Source organism: Marinomonas sp. 63XJN7_7_ISO-PGPR-S23-202, from assembly GCF_056173505.1.
The window spans coordinates 3959326-3981586 of the sequence record NZ_CM149677.1; the positions used below are offsets into that span (position 1 = coordinate 3959326).

Here is a 22261-nt window from a genome sequence, read left to right on the forward strand (position 1 = left end):
ACACGCTATGATAGACATTAGACCTCCCATAAAAGCCACCAATATGAAAAAACATCACGCATTACAACATCTATTAAAACGGCTGCAGAAGCAGCCTAAAACCCTTGCCCCCTTTGTCTCCCTGCTGTTGATTCTTAGCGTTACCGCTCTGATCACACCCGGTTTTTTAGAGGTTAAATTTGTCAACGGTCATCTATATGGCAGCTTAATCGATATTCTCCATCGTGGCACCCCAACGGCCTTAGTGGCTCTGGGCATGGCAGTTGTTATTGGAACACGAGGCATCGATTTGTCTGTCGGTGCGGTCATCGCTATTTCCGGTGCGGTCACCGCTGTACTCACGGTAAACACAGATTGGCCTGTCTGGATCGTCATTGCCTGTGCACTGGGCAGTGGCTTAGTCTGCGGACTCTGGAACGGCCTGTTGGTATCGATTTTTAATATTCAACCCATTGTTGCCACGCTTATTTTAATGGTGGCTGGGCGAGGCATTGCCCAAATGATTACCGAAGGACAAATCGTTACCTTTCATTCAACGGTGCTTAATGCCATCGGTAATGAATTCTTTTTAGCCTTTCCCATTCGTGTGTGGATTGCCCTTGGTATGATAATACTAACCATAGTCGTGATGCGTAAAACCTCACTGGGGTTGTTTATTGAAGCCGTCGGGGCCAATGTTAGAGCCAGTCGCTTAGTCGGCATTGAAGCACGCCTATTGGTACTATCCGCCTATATGTTTTCCGGCTTTTGCGCCGCCTTAAGTGGTATTATCATCGCGGCCGATATTCGCGGAGCGGATGCTAATAATGCTGGCTTGTGGCTCGAACTGGATGCCATTCTTGCCGTCGTGCTAGCGGGGGCCTCCCTCGCGGGTGGACGCATCTATCTAGGGCTCACCATTATTGGCGTATTGATTATTCAAACCCTTACCACCGCGATTTTAACCAGCGGTTTACCTGTACAATACAATCTGGTTGTTAAAGCCACCATCATTCTGGCGGTGTTGCTTATTCAATCCCCCACCACAAGGCAATGGTTAGCAAAACGCTTCCAATCTAAAAGAGGGCAAAACGCTAAAAAAGGACAAAACAGTACATCATCTCAGAATCATGGGAGAGCAGATCAATGATCAACGAGCGTAATCTTCCTATTTTCGCCACACTCACCGTGTTTCTCTTACTTTATGGGTTTGGCATGTATGAATACAAAGGCTTTCGCGACACCCTTGTCTTTACCAATCTATTAACAGACAATGCTTTTTTAATCGTCACCGCAGTGGGAATGACGTTTGTCATTTTATCGGGTGGGATCGACCTTTCCGTCGGTTCCATGATCGCCTTCATCGGTGTGTTAATGGCCTATCTAATCACCAGCTTGCACATTCATCCCATCCTTGCCATCGCCATTTCACTGATTGTCGGCACTGCCTTTGGCGCGACCATGGGCATGATTATCTCTGTATTTGAGATTCAGCCCTTTATTGTCACCTTGGCGGGTATGTTTCTCTTTAGAGGGCTCGCCTATTTAATCAATTTAAATGCCGTCCCGATTAACCACCCTTTTATCACTGCCTTGTCTGACATCTATGTCAGTGTGCCAGGGCGTGGCGGTTTAACCTTTATCGCCATGGCGATGTTGGTGCTCTTAGTTGTAGGAATTTTGATCGCTCGTCGCACACGCTTTGGCATGAACGTCTATGCCATTGGCGGAGACAAACAGTCGGCCGCCTTACTGGGGGTCCCCATCAAAAAAACCACCGTCAAAATCTATGCCTTAAGTGGTTTATACAGCGCTCTGGCTGGGGTTATCTTTGCCATCTACACCAGCTCCGCCTACCCTTTGGCCGCCGTGGGAGTGGAATTAGACGCCATTGCTGCGGTCGTCATCGGCGGCACGTTGCTGACTGGCGGAGTCGGTTATGTCTTCGGCTCTTTTTTAGGGGCCATGATCCAAGGCGTGATTCAAACCCTTATTACCTTTGATGGCAGCCTCAATAGTTGGTGGACTAAACTCGCCATTGGCGGCCTCTTGCTCTTTTTTATCTTGCTGCAAAAAGCCATTGTTTTCTGGGCCAAAAAACGTAGCCCTGCCACATAACAACGGATCACACCTGATACATATTCACATCTTATGTCACGAGTAAGCGTTAGGATGGCAAATGCCCTGCCATCCTAACCAACTAACCAACTAACCAAAGATGTGCTGGCTCAATAACACACTCACTGGCAAGGTCACCACACAAAGTAACGTTTGTAAGGTGATAAACGCCGCCATGCGCTCACTGTCTCCTCCTAACTGCCGCGCCAAAGCATACCCAGAGGCCGCCGTTGGCACCACACCAAATAAGATCGCCACCAAGGCAGGCACACCGGTTATATCCAGCCACCAACATGACAAAGCCACCAACCCGGTAAAGACCACAAAGCGAGCCACAGCCGACCACACAAACGTCATGCCTACAGAACGAATCACCTCAAAGCGCACACTGGCGCCCACCGCCAATAACACCATTGGCAACGCCGCCTTCGCTAAAATAGACACCGTATCCGAGACCAGCGGTATGGGCGTTAGCCCAGCCAAATTCAGCCCCGCTCCTAGCACGATAGAAACAATCAGAGGATTACGTATTAACGCATTAATCACCAATTGAGAAAGAGACGGCGCGGTTTTTCCTCGCTGTAATGCTGCTGATTTGCCATGCAGCAACACCATCGATACCACCACAAAGACATTAATGGATGGAATCAACACAGACGCCCCAAGCACCGCCAGCGTTAAACCTTGTGCGCCATACAAACTGGATGCCAATGCCAGCGTCAAAAACGTATTAAAGCGTACCCCAGCTTGCAACATGGATGAGGTGACAGGCGCTTTCACCTTAAGCATAAAAGCACAAGCAAAAACAAACACCGCCGTCCCCGCCATAGCCAACAGTAAGATCAACCCATAACGAAATAGCAAAGGATTCGAAAAATCCATTGTCGAGGTGTGATTGAATAACAGTGCAGGAAACAACACCCAGTAAGCCAGCTTATCAACACCACTCCAAAAACCGTCTGCCGGAAAACGCCAGCGCTGGCACAATGCGCCTATCATCAGCAATAAAAAAATCGGAACAATCGAAACAGACAACGACAACATGACACGTCCTTCTTATCATCTCATTAAGCAAAATGCGTTAGCGTCTATTCAGCCTTCAACAATTGCCAGTCTTGTGCTGCTAAAGCCTCAATAAACCAGCTCAATCCTCGGCCTGGGTCATCTTTGCGCCAAGCGATATAACTCATGTGATTCTGTCTTGGTAGTTCACACTCTCTGATAACCAGTCGTCCAGACATCACTTCATGATCGACAAAGTGCCTCGGCAAATACCCTACGCCCAACCCTAAACACAAGGCCTGAACTTTACTCATCATATTATCAACTCGAAGCACCTGGCGGCTTTCAAACAGTCCAGAATCCCGTTGTGGCAAAATTTTGGTTGAATCTGCCACCACAATCGACGGATGTTCACGCAGCTGAGCTGCAGTAATCGGGCCTTCTGTTAACGCCAGCGGATGAGTCGGTGCCACCGTAAAGACAAATTCAAGTTCCCCAATTGGGCGGGTATGAAAGCGTCCTTTAGGTAAATCCCCTGATGCTCCGACGACCAAATCCACCCTATCATCCTGTAAAGCATCCCAAGCCCCGGCAATGGCTTCTTCCGATAAACTGATCTGCACTGGACGGTTTTGCGCCAAAAACGCCCCCACTACCGTCAATAATGGCAACTCTGGCAATGCCGTATCACGGGCGATTCGCAGCTTTGGCTCCCAGCCAGACTCTAACTGCTTAACCGAATCCTCCAAGCGCGCCGCGGCGTCTAATATCGTTCGCCCTTTATCAAGCACAAGCCGTCCAGCGGGAGTAAGCACCGCCCGTTGGCGAGAGCGATCAAACAAACTGACGCCTAAATCTTCTTCTAATTTTTTCATCGTATAGGTCAAGGCAGACGGCACTTTATACAATGCATCCGCAGCGGCAGCAAAACTGCCAAATTGCTCAATCGCCTCCAACACCCGTAATGCCTCTAACGTAACCGCATGAGCCATAAACACACCCTTATCCATTAGCCTTCAATATTTTTGAAATACTACCTCAAAAGCTTCCGATTTTCTTTGCCTTTCTTAACGCCTACACTGCTTCTATACCTTAGGCGACGTGACTTAACACAAGCTCACAACAGGCATACATCCTGCTCGCCACAAACACACTATTAGGAGAAGCTGTATGATCACCATTAGAAAAGCAGAAGATCGTGGCACCGCAAACTTCGGTTGGTTAAACAGTCACCACACTTTTTCATTTGGCCATTACTATGACCCTAAACACATGGGGTTCTCACATCTGCGTGTTATCAACGACGATACCGTCACCCCAAGCGCAGGCTTTGAAACCCATGGTCACAAAGACATGGAAATTATCAGCTACGTATTACAAGGCCGTATAGCCCACAAAGACAGTACTGGTAATATCAAAGAGCTACCCGCAGGGGAATTCCAGCTGATGTCCGCTGGCAAAGGCATCTACCATAGCGAATTCAACGCCTCCGATTCGCAGACGCTAAAATTCCTACAAATTTGGATTCAACCAAACGAATTTGGTGGCACACCTGGTTACCAACAAAAGGATTTTGGTCAACAAGAAGGCCTAACCACCGTCATCACACCTGATGGCCGCGACGGCACCTTAAGCATCAAGCAAAATGCCAGCCTTCATCAATTGATCTTATCAGCAGACAAAGCACAGGATCTAAATGTGGAAAACAAACGCAGTCTCTACATCCATCAAATTGAAGGCGAACTAACCCTACAAGATGGCACAGTACTCCATCCAGGCGACGGTGCAAAAATCACCGAAGAGGGCAAAGTGCAACTTCACAATACAGGCCAAGACACCGTCAAAGCCCTAGTGTTTGACCTAGTGGAAGCCGCGCACTAACCTCCTTATATCGGACGACTTTGACCAATCTGACAGAAATAAAAAAAGCCTAATTTATTATCAAATTAGGCTTTCTCTTTCTTTATCTGCTTGATTAAGCGCTAACCAAGCTTGCAACTGACTGACCACCGCCTGCGGCTGCTCCATCGACGTCATATGCCCCGATTCCTCGATCACATGCAACTCGCCATCCGGCACCAGCAACAACATCGCCTCATGCAGCGAAACAGGGGTCCAACTGTCCTGACGACCACACATCAATAATACAGGGCACGCCACCTCACGTAACACACAAGTCGCATCGGGACGCTGTACCAATGCATTGACCTGAGCCGTAAAGGTTGCCAACGTTTGCCGCTCCATCATCGCTAATATAGACGTGACCAAAGGATCGTCCTTTAAGCGATCTGGATGAACCATCTCCGCAAGCAATTGGCGCCCCATCACTGCCATCCCTTTCTCTTTAGCCAGTGCCAGCAAAGCGAGCAGAGAGGCTTTTTCCTGCTCCCCTTTGTGATCTTTCGGAAGCGCCTTATAGCCCGTATCCAACAAAACCAAATGACTCACGCGCTCCGGTGCTTGACGATAAACCTCTAACGCCACCAAGCCTCCCATAGAATGCCCCACCAGAGCAAAACGCTCTGGGGACGATTGCAACACGACCTCCGCCATGGCTTCTATGGAATCGGCATCCCCATAATCCACCACCGACACCTCATCACGAGGAAACGGAGACAACACTGACTGCCAAACAGCAGCATCACATAACAAACCAGGTAGGAATAGATACGACATCACGCCCTCCTTTTTATCAAGTTTTCATGATAAACACTGCCTACTCATGTTTCACTTAACCATTCACCCCTGTCCATAAAAACAAAAGATCACACAAAACAAAAGGACAATCCGCTAAAAGGTCACTTACAATTTAAAAGACTCTTGATTCGCATCACAATCACAACCACCTAGAATCTTGTCGAGGTAAAAAAGGCAGCATCACCTGATAAAGCGTCACCACTTAACAAAAGAGGCTTAAACTCAATGAGACAAACAGACTTTAAACCACTTGGCTGCACCCAATGCGCCAACGCTTGCGATCTTGAGTTTGACTTCACTATGGCGTTTCAGCCCATTATTAACACCAAGAACAAAAGCATCTACGCACAAGAAGCGCTCGTGCGGGGGCTTAACCAAGAAAGTGCTTATCAAGTCCTGCAAAACGTCAACCAAACCAACCTCTACCGTTTTGACCAAAGTTGCCGCGTAAAAGCCATCAAATTGGCTTCAGAACTGGGCATACAAACAACCGACAGCCGCTTAAGCATCAACTTTCTGCCCAACGCCATTTACAAGCCAGAACTGTGCCTGCGCACCACACTAAACGCCGCCGAGTTATACCAATTTCCGCAAGAAAAAATCATCTTTGAATTCACCGAAAACGAACAAATTATCGATAGCCAGCACTTAAAATCCATCATCGAATACTATCAAGACCAAGGCTTTCTCACCGCCACAGACGACTTTGGCGCAGGCTTCAATGGCCTCAATCAACTTGCTGACCTACAAACCGACATCATCAAAATTGACATCGCCTTGATCAGAAATATCGACCAAGACAAAACCCGACAAACCATCGTCAAAAACCTCATCAACCTATTTAACGATCTTAATATCACCATCATCGCTGAAGGCATCGAAAAACAAGCCGAATACCACACCCTAGAAGACATGGGAATCCACCTATTCCAAGGCTACTACTTCGCCAAACCCAGCTTTGAATCCCTTGCCGAAATCAACTGGGGGTAAATCGACCTGACCTAAGCCGCACCTGCGACAGCGAACGTATCACCGCAGCTCTTCTGGCTCATAGATCAATCTCGTTACTCCCGCACGTTCGAGGGAACGTTTATTTCTATTGTTGTAGGTTTTGATAGCTCACAATTTATCCCCATGTGTTCGGGGAACACAGTCGGAAGCTCGGAGCCAGTAACAATAGACCCGGTTTATCCCCGTGTGTTCGGGGAACCAAATAGCAATTGGCGTCCTTTAGTATTTAGATCAATCCATGCTTCGTTTACCCATTGACTGACTCATCAACGAGTTGCCCTGATCATCCAGTTTCTTGGGGTGAGGCTTTTCTCGCAGAATGTGCCGATCTCCACTTGATAGCCGTTTTCTTCTAGGTACATGGCACGGTCGAGGATAAGCCAGTATTCCAATGCTGGTCGAAATAGCTGGCTGATGGTTTCCAGCTTTTGCACCTGTTTTGCTCTGGCTTCGCCGATAGGTTCGAATTCTGCGAATGGATTGGCTGCAATGAAATCCGTAAGACCTTTTTGCTTAGCGGCCCAGTGACAAAAAGCATCGAAGCCTTGTGTCAGTATGGCTTTTTGTACCGAGGGCACAGGTAGGTAATCATCTTGTTGACGGGCGGCTCGCTGCCAGGAATCAAAGCCTAGTCGGTAGGTCAGTTCAAGTTGTTTTAGGCGCTGTTCCCGTGCGCCAGCGGTGGCGACTTCTTTAACAGCAAGTTTCAGGTCGGCTTGGCGCAAGATCAATGGCGATTGTTGGGCGGTTTGCGATAATGGCTGATAAAATTCATCTTTAGTGAGATGATAACAACAGGGAGAAAGGCACAAAACGGGGGTCTTAGCGGCCACGGCTTGTTTGATCAGTTCAAGATGCAAATCCCCACAGGCATGCAGCGCGACAGCGCAGTGAGCATTCGCTAATGCTGAGCGCCCTTCTCCTTTGAGCACATCTGCGTGGCTGAAAGTTTGACGTAGGTTGAGACGCTCTGCATCTTGTTTTCCTGCCTCACACAAGCTTTGTTGCCATTCTAGGCTGTGGACTTTTGTATTGCCTTGAAAGGCCAGTAATTTACCTAAATGCCCCTTACCTGCACACCATTCAAGGTAGTCCTCAGCAATGGGGGTAACGTTAGCAAAAGCGGTTATCTGCTGCCACTTTCGTCCTTTGATGCCCACAGAAAAATAGCTTGGTACGGCTTTGTCGCGCTCCATGATGCGACTCAAGGAGGGAGCCCTCAACCAGGTTTGACAAGGAGCAAGAAAGGGAAAGTGTTCGATCAGATCCGCTTTACGATCGGCGTCTTTCTCAGCAAAACGAACGCGAGCCAAATAGTGTGCCAGTTCGGGATAGTTCCCCTTCCAAGGAATGTCTAAATCGACAAAGGTATCGATTTTCCAAAGAGACTGATGGGTTCTTAGCCAGCCATCAATGTGTTGGAAAGTGGCAGGTAATGAGGACATAATTTAGCTCTTATTGGGCTGTCTTTTTTTCTTTACAGACAGGGTAATATTTCCGCAGATTTTACATTGTATTTTGCCATAAAAACGGCAAAATGAAGAGGCAACTAAAGCAACGACCTATTCGCAGTCATTTTGCTGTGACCAACAACAAGGACTCCATATTTATCATGTTCAAGCACCTTAAAGCCGTTTCTGGCGACCCGCTGTTAGCCCTTATCATTGCCCATAAGAATGATCCTAACCCAAAGAAGATTGATTTGGGTGTGGGCGTCTATAAAGACGATTTTGGTAATACGCCAATTTTAAACACGGTAAAAAAAGCCGAAGCGATACTGCTTGAGCAAGAGGATTCAAAAAGTTATCTAGGGATTTTTGGTGCGTCTGAATTTGAGCCCATTATTCAAAACCTAGTATTGGGTGAAGGGAATGAGTTGATCCGCTCTGGCCGTATTCGCTCAACACAAACACCCGGCGGTACCGGCGCTTTAAAAGTGGCGGCGGACTTTATCAGCGCGAATTTGCAGGATGCGCGTTTATGGGTGAGTGATCCAACTTGGGGAAACCATAAGTCTATTTTTCATTCTGCTGGTGTCGAGGTCAAAGATTACCCTTACTACGACCCTGAAACAAACGGACTACGCTTTGACGATATGATGGCGACTCTGAAAGCCGAAGTTAAAGAAGGCGATGTCTTATTACTGCATGCTTGCTGCCACAATCCAACCGGTATTGACTTACAACTCGATCACTGGAAAGCCCTAACAGATTTTGTCAACGAGCGAGGTTTATTGCCATTGGTTGATGCGGCTTATCAAGGCTTTGGCGATGGCTTAGATGAAGATCTAGCAGGCCTTCGTTATATGGCGGCCCGTGTGCCAGATATGTTAATCGCCAACTCGTTCTCAAAGAACTTTGGCATTTACCGCGAGCGCTGTGGTGGTTTAAGCGTGATTGCCGAAACCAAAGACGAAGCCGATGCGGCATTGTCTATTATTGGCCAAGCGATTCGCGCTAACTATTCTATGCCACCAGCACACGGTGCAGCAGTCGTGTATACCGTTATGAGCAATCCAGAATTAAGAGCGGAATGGGAGCTAGAAGTCGCCGAGATGCGCAATCGCATCAATGGCCTACGTGAAAAGTTAGTTGCAAAATTAGCCACTTCTGGTGTGAGCAAAGACTTCAGCTTTATCAAAGACCAGCGCGGCATGTTCTCTTACTCAGGTTTAACACTTGAGCAAGTACGTACTTTGCGCAGCGAATATTCTATCTATATCGCTGACACTGGCCGCATGAGCGTCTCAGGCGTAAGCGACAATAACATCGACTACCTATGCGAAAGTATCGCGAAGGTTGTTGGTTAATTTTACCCAAAAATAGCAAAAAACCGCGAAGGTCAACTGAGCCTCTCGCGGTTTTTTTTATGATCGATATTCAAATACAGATTTAAACAGCACACTATTATCAGCCAAGACAGCTGACTTGAAATACTTCAATGCAAGGTATGCGGTTTTTCATTCTGTTGTTGTGCCCCTTGGATTTCAGGGTGGTTAAATTGCGCTAAGCGTAAGATTGACGGCTCGATGGTATCACGCCAAAACTCCACTTCTTCTTCGACCATATTCTCCAGCTTTTTCCAGCCAGTTGAGGTGCCAAACAGACGTACAGGCGCAAGTACTTCATTGTAAAAATCACGGTTACTTTCGTCTAAGCCTAAACCTGCCAAGCGAGCACCACGCACAAACCCAAGACACCACTCTTCGACCACTAACTTAAATTCACCCTCTAACTCTTGTTCTAGATAGACGGGTGAGATCTCACCATGAATCAGGGCATTCATGGTTTCCATGTACATGATCAACACAAGGCTTAGGAACTCGTCTTCTTCCTCTTGTGTTAACCATTCAGGTTGATCTTCTTCTGCTCCCCAAATGGTGGCGAGCCATTGATCTGGTGCCAGCTCTTGTGCACTGCAACCGATAGCGGTTAAAAAACCATCCAACTCAGACACACACAGCAAGGAACGCTCGCACCCGTAGGCAGACAGATAATAGTCTAATCGCTCGTATAACTCTTCTTCACTTATGACGCTTTGGTCTTCATTCTCAGACATTGACTGCATTCCGCTTCATGTGTGTTTCTTTTATTTTAACGCGATTCACGTAAATTTGCCTGCAGAAAAATGCTATGCAATAAGATAAACCGTTCACAAGAGAAAGGTTCATCTTATCCCTGTTGGCCTGATAGCTCTCTGGCGTACATTAAAATCTGATTAGGAGTCCAGATACCACGACCTAGCTAACCTCACCATTGGATTCAGCATTTGGGCATTTCATAACAGCAATATCTATAAAAGTCGACCACCAATAACACGACGAACTACTTGCTCTAAATCCCTCTTGAATGCATCGAAAGAAGGCATAGAGATTCGGTGAATATCGATATTATTATTTAGCAATAACTCATTCATCTGCTGAGCAGAAGACCGTCCATTTAAGGCCCGATCAAGTTGATCTTTTAGCGAGTTATCTACATTATCGTTGCCTGACTCATTTTCAAGCCTTGCGCAGTGTTGGTATGGGTTATCTTTGGTAGCGCAAAGTAACCACGCTTCAGATTTTGGTTTAGACATCATGGCAACACCATAATCAAACGATTCAGCCAAAAAGCCATTTAACATGGATTGTCTTTTATTAGTCCAATCGCCTCGCCCAGCGGATGCGGTACCGTCAGAGTCGCGGAACAACACAGCAACGACATCATCATCTACTTCATCAGACAACGACTTTGCTTTAATCGCTAGCGCTCTGGCATTCTCATAATAATACTTGGTTTCAGTTCGTTTCTTTTTGCCTGGCATAGACAGCGCTTTTTTACTTGATCTTGGTTTGTTTTCGGCAAGATAAGATTCTGATACATAGGTGACTCTCTCGGTATCAATATGAGATAAAACGTATCCTTGGGTACACTCAATCAAGCTATCTATAATGTGTGCCATAGGGCCTGCTGAAAACATATTGCTTGAGCAACTTGATGTCGCATTATTACATACTCCAATATCAGTGGCTCCTTCCCCGCTTAACAACAAGTACACGTTAAGAGCTCCTTGCTTCCAAACTGGCTATTTCTTCATAAAGTTGCGTTAAGTCCGTATCAACAAACGCTTCACCAGGCCCCATAAATTCAAGCTTTTTAGACATACTGGGAATATCAAACAATCGAATCGATTGGGTGTGGCCCTTCGCGTTTTTGTATAAGTACACAACACCTTTTTTAGCAATGTCATCTTCCATAAAATTTAAAATCATTGGACTATGAGTTGTCACTAAGACCTGATCGTTAGTATCAACCAAATGATCAATAAGATATTCAATAAGTTCAGGGTTGATGCCATTTTCAATTTCATCAAATAGCAAGAAGGCATTGCCTAGCTCAAGCTGAACGAGAATCGCCATCAAGCGCAACATGCCATCATTAAGATGTCTAGCTGTCGTCGTGATTTTTTGCTTTTCATAGTGCTCGACAACCTCCAACTGCTTCCAGCCAGACGCAAGTGACTTCGTCTTTATTTCATCCAAGCTTTTATATATTGTCTTCAGTTTTTCAGCCAAGTGTTTTTTCACAACTGGGCCGGACTCATCTATATAAGCTGATAGTTTTTCTCCGCCTAGCCCTAACTTTCCATCCGATGAACGTGCACGGCTGCGCAATAATTCCGGCGAAATTAACTCTAAAGAATTGATATTCATCATCAACTCTTTCACTTTTCGTAATATTTTATTTTGCTGACTGCCTTTAAAAACGGAAAGAAAAGAGCCTTGATATTCAAACACTATCTCATATCGTTTGGATTCAAAAGTGTAGTAACCATCCTCAATAGAAAGCACTTTTTTGCTATCCCCATCATAAATGGTTTCTTTCGTACAACTTAATGAGCTTCGATTAAAACTCCCTTCCCAAAATATTCTTTCACCTTCTATATCAAACTCAATAACAAAAGAAATATTACTTCGCTTAGACAACTTTGAGTTCAAATCAGCACTCACCCAATGGCGGCGGTTCAGCCAATCATGCATTTCACCAATCATCAATTGGGATAAAAAATCCAAAGCTTGTAAAACGGTAGATTTACCTGCGCCATTAAGACCCACTAAACAGGTGAAATTTGCCAGCGTAAACTCAAAATCCACAAGTGATTTAAAATTATCGATTTTTATATTACGGATCATATTTGTCACCAATAAATCTAGATTTCATTACCTGGCACCTTTGGTCATGAAGTCAAAGACCAGACCTCCCTATTACACTTCTACGATGGCTAGGTTACCGTAGGTTTCTAGCCAGTTTTTGCGATCCCCAGCGCGTTTTTTGGACAACAGTTTATCGAGCAATTCGCCAGTGTCGACTGGGTCATCCATGGTCAGTTGAATCAAACGACGGGTGTCTGGTGCCATGGTGGTTTCACGCAGTTGCGATGGATTCATTTCACCCAAGCCTTTGAAGCGCTGTACGTTTGGCGTGCCACGTTTATTCTCTGCCGCCATTTTATGTAGAATGATGTCTTTTTCTTCATCATCTAAGGCGTAGGACACTTCTTTACCCAAATCGATACGGTATAAAGGCGGCATGGCGACAAATACATGGCCCGCTTTCACAAGGCTGGAAAAATGGCGTACAAATAAAGCACATAACAAGGTGGCGATGTGCAGTCCATCCGAGTCGGCATCGGCTAGGATACAGATTTTTCCATAGCGTAGACCAGATAAGTCTTCTTCTCCAGGATCCACCCCAAGGGCAACAGAAATATCATGTATTTCTTGGGAGCCAAGTACTTGGCTAGATTCCACTTCCCATGAGTTGAGGATTTTACCGCGCAATGGCAAGATCGCTTGAAAGTCTTTATCACGGGCTTGCTTAGCAGAGCCACCTGCGGAATCCCCTTCCACTAGGAATAATTCGCTTCGGCTGGAGTCTTGTCCCGCACAATCGGCCAATTTACCGGGGAGCGCTGGCCCTTGGGTGATTTTTTTACGCACCACTTTTTTGCTGGCTTTCAGACGCTTTTGCGCGCTGTTAATAACAAGATCAGCAATTTTCTTCCCATCCTCCACATGTTTGTTTAGCCATAAGCTAAAGGCGTCTTTTGCTGTAGCAGAAATAAAAGGAACAATCTGACGAGATGATAAACGCTCTTTGGTTTGGCCTGAAAACTGCGGTTCTTGTAATTTTGCCGATAACACGTAGCTACAACGATCCCACACGTCTTCTGCGGTCAATTTTACCCCACGCGGTAGCAGATTATGGAAGTCACAGAACTCTCGAATGGCTTCTAATAAGCCCGTACGTAAACCATTGACGTGGGTACCGCCTTGAGCGGTAGGAATCAAATTGACATAGCTTTCGGTAATCAGCTCTCCCCCTTCGGGAAGCCACTGCACGGCCCAGTCTACCCCTTGTGTTTTTTCTGTTAACCCACCAAGGAAAGGCTCTTCTGGCAATAATTCAAACCCTTCATTGGCTTGAGCTAGGTAGTCTTTTAAACCATCTTCGTAGAACCATTCCTCGCGTACTTCTTCGCTGCCACTTTGATCGATAAAGATGACATGTAAGCTAGGACACAAGACGGCTTTGGCTTTAAGCAAGTGTTTTAGGCGCGATAGGGAATATTTAGGACTATCGAAGTATTTCCCATCGGCGGTAAATTTCAGCTTGGTCCCCGTGTTCTTTTTACCAACCGTACCAACTTCATTTAATTCAACGGTTTTAAAACCGTCGGCAAAGGCAATATGGTGGATTTTGCCATCACGTTTTACCCAGACTTCTAAAGAGGTAGATAGGGCGTTTACTACAGAGACCCCCACACCATGCAAACCACCAGAAAACTGATAGTTATCGCCAGAAAACTTACCGCCAGCATGCAGTTTGGTTAGGATCAATTCGACACCTGACACCCCTTCTTCTGGGTGAATATCTACTGGCATCCCTCGTCCATTATCTTCCACACTTAACGAGCCATCTTCATAGAGAGTGACTTCAATACGATCAGCATGGCCAGCAAGCGCTTCGTCCACTGAGTTATCAATCACCTCTTGAGCCAAATGATTAGGGCGAGTGGTATCAGTGTACATTCCTGGGCGTTTTTGGACAGGTTCTAAACCGCTTAGAACCTCAATCGATCCGGCATTATATTCTTTAGCAGACATGCGTGTTTGTTCTTCCAATTTAAGATTGCGATAGTGGAGTAAAGCACACTATCGAGTAGGTATGTAAAAATATGACCCGAAGTCTATCACTGCTGTTCAGTACTGTGAAATAGCTAAAACATGCCGTGTGATCCTCTTTTATATTTTCTAAGCCACTATGTAGAGACCGAGATGAAATGACGCGTTAAACAATGATATTGGCAAAGCGAAGAATATCGTCTGTAAAGCGCTCAAAGCCCTCAAAACGATGACTGCCATTTGGCTCATGAGTTAAACGGGCGGTTTCAGGAAAAGCCCGTAAAGCGGCACGGTAGTCCAGTGTTTCGTCGCCCTCTTGCACCATTAGCCAATAAAGGGAAGGGGTTGGGGTAGCGACCGTCATGGCTTGCAGTTCAGCCATATGCGCCTGAGTCAGCACATAATGCTCGTCTGTGTACGGGTTATGCTGAGGCCCAAGATGCTCGACCAATAGAGTCGGTGCTTGTACAGCTGGGTTCACTAAAATACAGCGAATTTGGTATTTTTCCGCTAAACAACTGCCATAAAAGCCGCCAAGTGAACTGCCCATTAAGGTCACTCGATTACCTTGGGAATGCTGTTCGGTTATCATCGACTCTAACTGAGCCAAAGCTTTGGCGGGTTGCCATACCAAACGGGGGGCTAAAAACGCCGCCTCTTGCACGCCATGTTGACGCACCGCTTGTGCCAATAGGGTGGCTTTTTCAGACAATTCCGAGCTATTAAAACCGTGAATATACAATAAGGTATTCATGCTACAACCTTTAAAACTCGCGGTTATGTGAACAAACCATTAGGCAAATTGAAAATACGTGGTTTCGTATAAACGATGACCATGCTTTAAACATAGCTCGAGTAGATCCGCTAGTTGCTGATTCAGACGGAATTTTTCATCCCTATGATACATTGCATCATTGGGATAAGGATAAGCCCCGCTGTATTGGCGATGGCCATCGGTAATTTCCGCGATGCCCACATCGTGATAAAGGCGAATAGTCATATTCACTTTGCTTTCAAATAACAGCTTATTTTTGATTTCAGGGCCAAACTCTAGTGCGACGTCTGTGGTGAAACGACTCTCGTTGCCAAGCGTCAAACGCAAACGGCTTTCTTGATCCCCAGCACTATGAATGGAGAAATGCCACTGGGTATCGCTTTCATGCCCACGCATCAGTTTCGCTACGCGGCGATAATTTAATTCGCCGAGCATCTGCAAACTGGTTAAATCGGGAACATACTTTGGCATTCTCTTCATCACCTTGGTCATTATAAAAACGACTTTCCTTCGTTACATTATCTGGGGTTAAACATCTAGAAGTTAAACACGTTGACTAAAAACTGATCGCTTTATGATTAGCTTAGCACGATTAAATGCTATCTCATAAAACATGTCTATATCGAGACAGTATAGACAAATTCAACCAGACCAGCTTAGCAAATGTTCGCTATCTTTTATTTCCAACGATCAAGCAAGCGCTGCTTATTTAATGCAAACCATTGTAAGCCCATGATAGTACTGGCATTTTCGATATCATCATCCAATAAAGCAATCGCCTCATCCGCACTCATCAAATGCAGTTTAATGTCTTCATGCTCACTGTCTAAGCCATGGGTTTCATCTGGATTGACCTTACTTGCATCAAACTCTCCAGCGTACATACGAATGTATTCCACCAACCCGCTTGGGGATGGCACAAATTTAAACATGTACTCAAGGCGCTTAATGGTCACACCCGCTTCTTCCAGTGCTTCACGGCGCGCCACATCTTCGTCACTTTCGCCTTTCTCAACCATACCCGCCACAAGCTCAATCAACCAAGGGGAATCCTTTTGATAGACCGCTGGGCGAAATTGTTCGATCAATAGCACCTTATCCGCCACTGGATCAAACAACAAAACACAGACCGCATCACTGCGTACCATCATTTCTCGTACCATGGGTTGGCTCCACTCCCCATTGTACTTTTTGTGTTTTAACGTCAATTTACGAAATTCAAAAAAACCTTTGTAAACGCACTCATCGTTTAGAATTTCTACATCGTTTTTAGTATAAGTTGGCTTAAAGCTCATGGTTTATCCCGTTAGTCTCTGTCCATTGATGCCACGCAATCATTTTTCTTTACGAATTTTCATAACAGGGTATGCTGATTCAAAAAGCAAGACAGCGCCAAGAAAATACAATTAAGAGGTCAAGTCAATGGAAGCAATACGCTGTAGTTGGTGTTTAAGTTCACCAGAATACATAGAGTATCACGACAATGAATGGGGAAAGCCCATTTATGACGACCCAACCTTATTTGAATGCATTGTACTGGAAAGTGCCCAAGCAGGTCTAAGCTGGATAACAATTTTACGAAAACGTGAAGGTTACCGAGCCGCCTTCCATCAGTTTGATCCAGAAAAAGTGGCCAAAATGACCACAGACGATGTCGAGAGACTGGTGCAAGACCCTAGTATCGTACGCCATAGAGGAAAAATCGAAGCAACGATTGCCAATGCACAATCCTTTTTAGCCATCGCCGAAGAATTCGGCTCTTTTAGTGACTATTATTGGGCCTTTAGCGATCATCAGGTGATCGACACAGCCCCCTCTTCACTCTCTGACGTTCCTGCTGTAACCGAATTATCGACTCGCCTTTCGAAAGATATGAAAAAACGTGGTTTCCGTTTCTTCGGCCCCACAACCTGCTATGCTTTTATGCAAGCCTCAGGCATGGTGAATGATCATGTTACTGACTGTATCGCGCGTCAAACGAATGACGCTTAACAAGTCTGATCGGTTGATCCCTTAATTACCCAAAATTAAATCGAAAAACGGCATCAGTTTCTTGATTTTATTCATGTTTTTAAACGGTTTTCCGATATATCATTTAATACACTCTGGTTTGGTATTGTTTTTCATGTTTAACAACAAAAGTATTCTTATTACCGGTGGTACAGGTTCTTTCGGCCACCAATACGTCACAACGCTTCTGGCGCATTATCAACCAAAGCGTCTGATTGTCTACTCCCGTGATGAGCTAAAACAATACGAAATGCAGCAAATGTTCAATGCTCCCTGCATGCGTTATTTCATTGGGGATGTACGCGATAAAGAGCGCTTAACCCAAGCCATGCGAGATGTGGATTATGTGATTCATGCAGCGGCTCTTAAGCAGGTTCCTGCGGCGGAATATAACCCAATGGAATGTATTAAAACCAACATTCATGGGGCCGAAAACGTGATTGCCGCCGCCATTGCAACCAATGTGGAGAAAGTGATTGCGCTGTCAACGGACAAAGCGGCGGCACCGATTAATTTATATGGTGCAACCAAGCTTGCCTCTGACAAACTTTTTGTCGCAGCAAATAATATGGTTGGTCAAGGTCGAACACGCTTTTCTGTGGTGCGCTATGGTAATGTGGTTGGTTCCCGTGGCTCCGTTGTGCCTTTCTTTCAGAAATTGGTCAATGAAGGCGCACAAAGCATTCCCATTACTCATCCGGATATGACGCGTTTTTGGATTACTTTGCAAATGGGCGTCGATTTTGTGCTCAGCAATTTTCAGCGCATGCACGGCGGTGAGATTTTTGTACCGAAAATTCCTTCTGTGCGCATTATGGACCTCGCGAGTGCTTACGCCCCAGAGATTCCCACAAAAGAAGTCGGCATTCGACCCGGAGAAAAACTCCACGAGGTGATGTGCCCTTCTGATGATTCTTACCATACTTTTGAGTTTGCAGACCATTACGTGATTGCCCCCAGTATTAAGTTTTATCAAGAAGACATTCGTTTCGATTGCAACAAACTGGGAGAAAGAGGTTCCTTAGTTGAAGCAGGTTACGAATACCATTCGGGTAATAATCCGCACTTTTTAACGGTTGACGAGATATTAACCTTCGATGACTCACTCTGATTTTATCCCTTATGGCAAACAATCCATCAGCGATGACGATATTGCCGAGGTTGTTCGGGTTTTAAGGTCGGACTTTCTCACACAAGGCCCAAGCGTCACAGCATTTGAGCAAGCTATTGCCGAAAAAGTCGGTGCTCAATTTGCCATTGCTGGCAACAGCGCCACTTCCATTTTGCATTTGGCTTGTTTGGCGTTAGGCGTAGGGGCTGGGGATCGCGTCTGGACTTCTCCTAATACCTTTATTGCCTCCGCTAATTGCGCCCGCTACTGTGGTGCTGAAGTGGATTTTGTCGATATCGACCCACGTACTTACAATTTAAGCGCAGAAAAGTTAGAAGAGAAGCTAATCTCAGCAAAACGTCTTAATACCTTGCCAAAGGTGGTTATCCCTGTACATTTTGCTGGGCAGTCTTGTGATATGGAAGCTATCCATCGCTTATCTCAAGAATATGGCTTTGCCATCATTGAGGACGCCTCTCACGCCATTGGTGGCCAATATCAAGATCACCCTATCGGTGATTGCCGCTATAGCGATATCTGTGTGTTTAGTTTTCATCCGGTGAAAATCATCACCTCAGCAGAAGGCGGCATGGCCGTCACAAACAACACCAAACTTGCCAAGCATATGCGCACGCATGCCCAACAAGGTACTACTAAAGCGTCAGATGAACTGACACAATCCCCTGGTGATTGGTATTACGAGCAACACACATTGGGTTTTAACTACCGCATGACAGAAATGCAAGCGGCCCTTGGTTTGTCTCAACTCTCACGACTTGATCAATTTATCGAGAAGCGCCACCAGCAATTCAAATATTACGAAAAGCTGCTAAAAGATTTTCCGATCACCTTGCCATTCCAAGCGGAGGACACGCACTCCTCCCTGCACTTGTATCCTATTTTATTGCCAGAACATAATAACGCTGCCCGAAAAGGGGTGTTTGAGGTTTTACGCCATGCTGGTATTGGTACACAGGTACACTATATACCCGTGCACACACAGCCCTATTACCAAGCACTGGGGTTTCAGCTGGGGGATTTTCCGGTTGCAGAGGATTATTATTCACGAACCCTGAGTTTGCCGCTTTTTGCCGACCTAACCACGGCACAACAGGAACGTGTCGCGCTGATTTTAAAACATGCGTTGATTGCTAATCGAGTCATGAGTGCCTGACCATGAAAGACATCGCCCTTCTACAAGAAAATCACCATCGGGTAGCCGTGATTCCCGCCCGCGGAGGCTCCCAACGGATACCAAGAAAAAACATTCGTTTGCTAAACGGCAAACCTTTGTTGGCTTATTCCATCGAGGTGGCGAAAGCGTCTGGCCTATTTGATCGCATTGTCGTATCGACAGATGATGAGGAAATTGCTGAAGTCGCACGGGAATACGGTGCTGACATTCCATTTATGCGCCCACGCGACTTATCTGACCATATGACAGGCACTACACCAGTGATGCAACACGCTCTACACACACTGATCAAACAATCGTCCCTTGATGACTCCAAACGCCCTACCCAAGCTTGCTTGATCTATGCAACCTGCCCCCTTTTAACCCCGGAAGACTTACAACAAGGCTTTAATGGCTTGGAAAATGCTACATTTTGCTTTTCCGCCTGCACCTTTGACTTTCCTATCCAGAGGGCATTGCATCTCGATCAGAATGGCCAACTTGTACCAATGTTTCCAGAACACATTGCCAAACGCTCGCAAGATTTAACAGAAGCCATTCATGATGCAGGACAGTTTTACTGGGCAAGTGTTCAAGACTGGCTAGAAGATGGTGTTATTTTTGGTGCCAAATCCAAACCTATCATGTTACCAAGACATCGCATTCAAGATTTGGATACGGAGGAAGATTGGCAGCGATTAACACAACTAATGGCGCTATATCATCACTGAGAATTCTTGGTGAACGGTTTTGGCAACACGATCAGCTCCTTTGCCATCGACAAGACGTTGAGCAACCTGTCTGGCCTTAGTCAGCCAGACATCATCCTGCCAATAGATCATCACTAGACGAATAAGATGCTCAATGCGTTCTATTTGCTGTCTTTCGTTCACCTCATCAAACCGAACGGTATCACACCAAGCCAGTGGTACATGTTGCTCTAGAGAGCGTGTTTGATTCTCTGCCACTTGGGCAAACACCGTTGGCACTCCCATACAGGCCAACTCAAACAAAGTGCCACCCGCCGCAGAAATGGCCATTCTTGCTTGACGCATTAATGGTGTGACATCACTCACACCTTGCAAGCATGCGATGTGTTTTTCCTCGCAATAAGCAAGCACCTCTGCGCTATTTCTGGCGTTCTTACCCAGCATCACTTGCACCTTGTCTAATGAAAATTTAGCCTTTTCTAATGCTTTGAGCAAAGGTAAAGTCAGCGCCAATGGGTCAGTGCCACCAAGGGTCACGAGTAATCTATCTGGAGTAATCGACTCAGAGTAATGCTGTGAGAAAAAGGGGCGTAACAAGGCGTATTGTCCGCCAGTAAGAGGCATGACAACTTGAGAGGAATACGCTTGATTAAGAGGATTGACTAGCCACTTAGCGGGAAAGATGCCTCTGTCATTCATATCGTCTATTACTAAAAGGTTTGGCTGAGAGAGGAACAAACGCATTATGTCATCCGCTTGATAACCATAATGGTCTAAAACCACCAAGTCTGCCTGTTCTGCCAATGGCAACAAACCGTCTTCGCAGTCAATAAAAAGATCATCATCCGATGCAAACTGTCGATAACGATGGTGAACAACAAACTGGCACATCCAGCCTAATCGCTCAAAGGCACTGGCCAACGCCTGACAACGAACACGATGCCCCATACCTATTTCTATGGACGCATCAGCTCGGATCAGCGCTTTCATTCCATCATATTCCACGCCAGTGGCTGACCTTTTATGGCATCCACTTTCAGTACTTTTCCTAACACCTCTGACCAATACTTAGGCGCTAGACCAAAAGACGGGCGGATGATTTTTAAATGAGCCTCGCCCAGTACCGTTCCTGCAGGCAAGTCCTGTGCGATATAGATAGAACGACGATATTTTTTCGCTGCTTGCTCGGCCTCAGAACCACCATAAACAACACCCCCCAATGCGGCTTTTGCATCACGACACGCTTTTACTAACGCTGCCATTTCAGCAGGCTCCATAGAGAAAGCCGCATCGACACCACCGGCATGACGATCCAACACAAAATGCTTTTCTATTGCGGTTGCACCCAGTGCCGTTGCGGCAACAGCCGCCCCTAATCCCTGGGTATGATCGGATAAACCCACTTGGCAGCCTGTACGTTTGGCAAGATCCGCCATGGTCATCAGATTTGAGTCCTCAATTTTCGCTGGGTAAGTACTGGTGCATTTCAGCAGTGTCAGAGGGTTATTACCGATTGCACGGATGGTCGAAATGGCTTCCTCTATTTCTGCAAACGTGGCCATTCCTGTCGACATAATGATCGGTTTATTGGTTCTCGCCACAGCTTGAATCAATGGGATATCGGTCATTTCAAACGAGGCGATCTTGTACATTGGCACATTAAGAGACTCAAGAAAATTCACCGCACTGATATCAAAGGGCGAGCTAAACGCCACCAAGCCAAGCGATTCAGCCAACTCAAACAAGGGTTTATGCCATTCCCAAGGGGTTGACGCTTTGGCATATAGGTCGTAAAGATTATTCCCTTTCCACAGACTATCACTTTCTGAGACCATAAATTCATCACGTCGCACATCGAGGGTCATGGTATCAGGTGTGTACGTCTGCAATTTAATGGCATCAACACCCGCCTTGGCAGCAGCATGAACCATTGCCTTCGCTAGCTCAAAGTCTTGATTATGGTTGCCAGAAAGCTCGGCAATAATAAATGGGTCTTGTTCGAACATAA

The 22261-nt window shown here is 46.0% G+C and carries 22 protein-coding genes; 9 read left to right on the forward strand and 13 right to left on the reverse strand.

What is annotated here, in order from left to right:
- Positions 1–7 precede the first annotated feature (7 nt).
- Together AC0VYG_RS18365 and yjfF are read left to right on the forward strand one after the other, a co-directional pair.
- Positions 8–1129: an ABC transporter permease gene (locus AC0VYG_RS18365; RefSeq protein ID WP_475429360.1), complete on the forward strand. Its 1122-nt coding sequence runs from the start codon at positions 8–10 to the stop codon at positions 1127–1129.
- Entirely contained in the window at positions 1126–2097 is a 972-nt protein-coding gene (gene yjfF, locus AC0VYG_RS18370; protein WP_475429361.1) for a galactofuranose ABC transporter, permease protein YjfF, read from the forward strand. Before AC0VYG_RS18365 ends, yjfF begins: the two co-directional genes overlap by 4 nt.
- Before the next feature lie 90 nt (positions 2098–2187).
- Here the strand turns inward: yjfF and AC0VYG_RS18375 are convergent, their stop codons facing one another.
- Both AC0VYG_RS18375 and AC0VYG_RS18380 read right to left on the reverse strand, forming a co-directional pair.
- A complete protein-coding gene (locus tag AC0VYG_RS18375; RefSeq protein ID WP_475429362.1) occupies positions 2188–3141 on the reverse strand; it encodes an AEC family transporter in 954 nt (317 codons plus the stop codon).
- Positions 3142–3185: 44 nt separating this feature from the next.
- On the reverse strand, positions 3186–4091 hold the full coding sequence (locus AC0VYG_RS18380) for a LysR substrate-binding domain-containing protein (RefSeq protein ID WP_199473972.1): 906 nt from the start codon (positions 4089–4091) through the stop codon (positions 3186–3188).
- 178 nt (positions 4092–4269) lie between these two features.
- On the opposite strand from AC0VYG_RS18380, the gene AC0VYG_RS18385 reads away from it, so the two are divergent.
- Positions 4270–4980 (forward strand): pirin family protein, encoded by a 711-nt coding sequence (locus AC0VYG_RS18385; protein ID WP_067013528.1) that lies wholly within the window; start codon positions 4270–4272, stop codon positions 4978–4980.
- Between the two features lie 60 nt (positions 4981–5040).
- Here AC0VYG_RS18385 and AC0VYG_RS18390 read toward each other — a convergent pair whose 3' ends face one another.
- The gene (locus tag AC0VYG_RS18390; protein ID WP_475429363.1) at positions 5041–5775 is read right to left on the reverse strand and encodes an alpha/beta fold hydrolase; all 735 of its coding nucleotides are present in this window, start codon (positions 5773–5775) and stop codon (positions 5041–5043) included.
- A 246-nt stretch (positions 5776–6021) separates the two neighbouring features.
- Between AC0VYG_RS18390 and AC0VYG_RS18395 the strand changes: the two genes are divergently transcribed.
- Positions 6022–6786: an EAL domain-containing protein gene (locus AC0VYG_RS18395; protein ID WP_475429364.1), complete on the forward strand. Its 765-nt coding sequence runs from the start codon at positions 6022–6024 to the stop codon at positions 6784–6786.
- A gap of 287 nt (positions 6787–7073) precedes the next feature.
- On the opposite strand, the gene AC0VYG_RS18400 is transcribed toward AC0VYG_RS18395, so the two are convergent.
- A complete protein-coding gene (locus tag AC0VYG_RS18400; RefSeq protein WP_475429365.1) occupies positions 7074–8252 on the reverse strand; it encodes a methyltransferase in 1179 nt (392 codons plus the stop codon).
- A gap of 167 nt (positions 8253–8419) precedes the next feature.
- On the opposite strand from AC0VYG_RS18400, the gene AC0VYG_RS18405 reads away from it, so the two are divergent.
- Positions 8420–9616: an amino acid aminotransferase gene (locus AC0VYG_RS18405; protein WP_475432558.1), complete on the forward strand. Its 1197-nt coding sequence runs from the start codon at positions 8420–8422 to the stop codon at positions 9614–9616.
- 128 nt (positions 9617–9744) lie between these two features.
- Here AC0VYG_RS18405 and AC0VYG_RS18410 read toward each other — a convergent pair whose 3' ends face one another.
- The 7 genes from AC0VYG_RS18410 to AC0VYG_RS18440 all read right to left on the reverse strand — a co-directional run bounded on the left by AC0VYG_RS18410 (position 9745) and on the right by AC0VYG_RS18440 (position 16543).
- Positions 9745–10365: a UPF0149 family protein gene (locus AC0VYG_RS18410; protein ID WP_475429366.1), complete on the reverse strand. Its 621-nt coding sequence runs from the start codon at positions 10363–10365 to the stop codon at positions 9745–9747.
- A gap of 234 nt (positions 10366–10599) precedes the next feature.
- Positions 10600–11346: a hypothetical protein gene (locus AC0VYG_RS18415; protein WP_475449872.1), complete on the reverse strand. Its 747-nt coding sequence runs from the start codon at positions 11344–11346 to the stop codon at positions 10600–10602.
- Position 11347: 1 nt separating this feature from the next.
- A complete protein-coding gene (locus tag AC0VYG_RS18420; protein ID WP_475429368.1) occupies positions 11348–12481 on the reverse strand; it encodes an AAA family ATPase in 1134 nt (377 codons plus the stop codon).
- Between the two features lie 72 nt (positions 12482–12553).
- Positions 12554–14455, reverse strand: a complete 1902-nt coding sequence (gene parE / locus AC0VYG_RS18425; RefSeq protein WP_475429369.1) for a DNA topoisomerase IV subunit B — start codon at positions 14453–14455, stop codon at positions 12554–12556.
- A gap of 184 nt (positions 14456–14639) precedes the next feature.
- On the reverse strand, positions 14640–15227 hold the full coding sequence (locus tag AC0VYG_RS18430) for a YqiA/YcfP family alpha/beta fold hydrolase (RefSeq protein ID WP_475429370.1): 588 nt from the start codon (positions 15225–15227) through the stop codon (positions 14640–14642).
- Between the two features lie 39 nt (positions 15228–15266).
- Positions 15267–15719 carry a DUF1249 domain-containing protein gene (locus tag AC0VYG_RS18435; RefSeq protein ID WP_475429371.1) on the reverse strand — a complete coding sequence of 151 codons (453 nt, stop codon included), beginning with the start codon at positions 15717–15719 and terminating at the stop codon, positions 15267–15269.
- A 206-nt stretch (positions 15720–15925) separates the two neighbouring features.
- Positions 15926–16543: an NUDIX domain-containing protein gene (locus AC0VYG_RS18440; protein WP_475429372.1), complete on the reverse strand. Its 618-nt coding sequence runs from the start codon at positions 16541–16543 to the stop codon at positions 15926–15928.
- A gap of 127 nt (positions 16544–16670) precedes the next feature.
- On the opposite strand from AC0VYG_RS18440, the gene AC0VYG_RS18445 reads away from it, so the two are divergent.
- The 4 genes from AC0VYG_RS18445 (at position 16671) to pseF (ending at position 20274) form a co-directional block, all read left to right on the forward strand.
- Positions 16671–17240 (forward strand): DNA-3-methyladenine glycosylase I, encoded by a 570-nt coding sequence (locus tag AC0VYG_RS18445; protein WP_475429373.1) that lies wholly within the window; start codon positions 16671–16673, stop codon positions 17238–17240.
- Positions 17241–17373: 133 nt separating this feature from the next.
- Positions 17374–18369, forward strand: coding sequence for a UDP-N-acetylglucosamine 4,6-dehydratase (inverting) (pseB, locus tag AC0VYG_RS18450; protein ID WP_475429374.1), 996 nt, complete (start codon positions 17374–17376; stop codon positions 18367–18369).
- Complete coding sequence (pseC, locus tag AC0VYG_RS18455; protein WP_475429375.1) at positions 18356–19543, forward strand: UDP-4-amino-4,6-dideoxy-N-acetyl-beta-L-altrosamine transaminase; 1188 nt, start codon at positions 18356–18358, stop codon at positions 19541–19543. Before pseB ends, pseC begins: the two co-directional genes overlap by 14 nt.
- Positions 19544–19545: 2 nt before the next feature.
- Positions 19546–20274 (forward strand): pseudaminic acid cytidylyltransferase, encoded by a 729-nt coding sequence (pseF, locus tag AC0VYG_RS18460; RefSeq protein WP_475429376.1) that lies wholly within the window; start codon positions 19546–19548, stop codon positions 20272–20274.
- On the opposite strand, the gene AC0VYG_RS18465 is transcribed toward pseF, so the two are convergent.
- Together AC0VYG_RS18465 and pseI are read right to left on the reverse strand one after the other, a co-directional pair.
- On the reverse strand, positions 20260–21243 hold the full coding sequence (locus tag AC0VYG_RS18465) for a PseG/SpsG family protein (RefSeq protein ID WP_475429377.1): 984 nt from the start codon (positions 21241–21243) through the stop codon (positions 20260–20262). The two genes, pseF and AC0VYG_RS18465, sit on opposite strands and share 15 nt — an antisense overlap.
- The gene (gene pseI, locus AC0VYG_RS18470; protein ID WP_475429378.1) at positions 21240–22259 is read right to left on the reverse strand and encodes a pseudaminic acid synthase; all 1020 of its coding nucleotides are present in this window, start codon (positions 22257–22259) and stop codon (positions 21240–21242) included. Before pseI ends, AC0VYG_RS18465 begins: the two co-directional genes overlap by 4 nt.
- Positions 22260–22261: the final 2 nt, after the last annotated feature.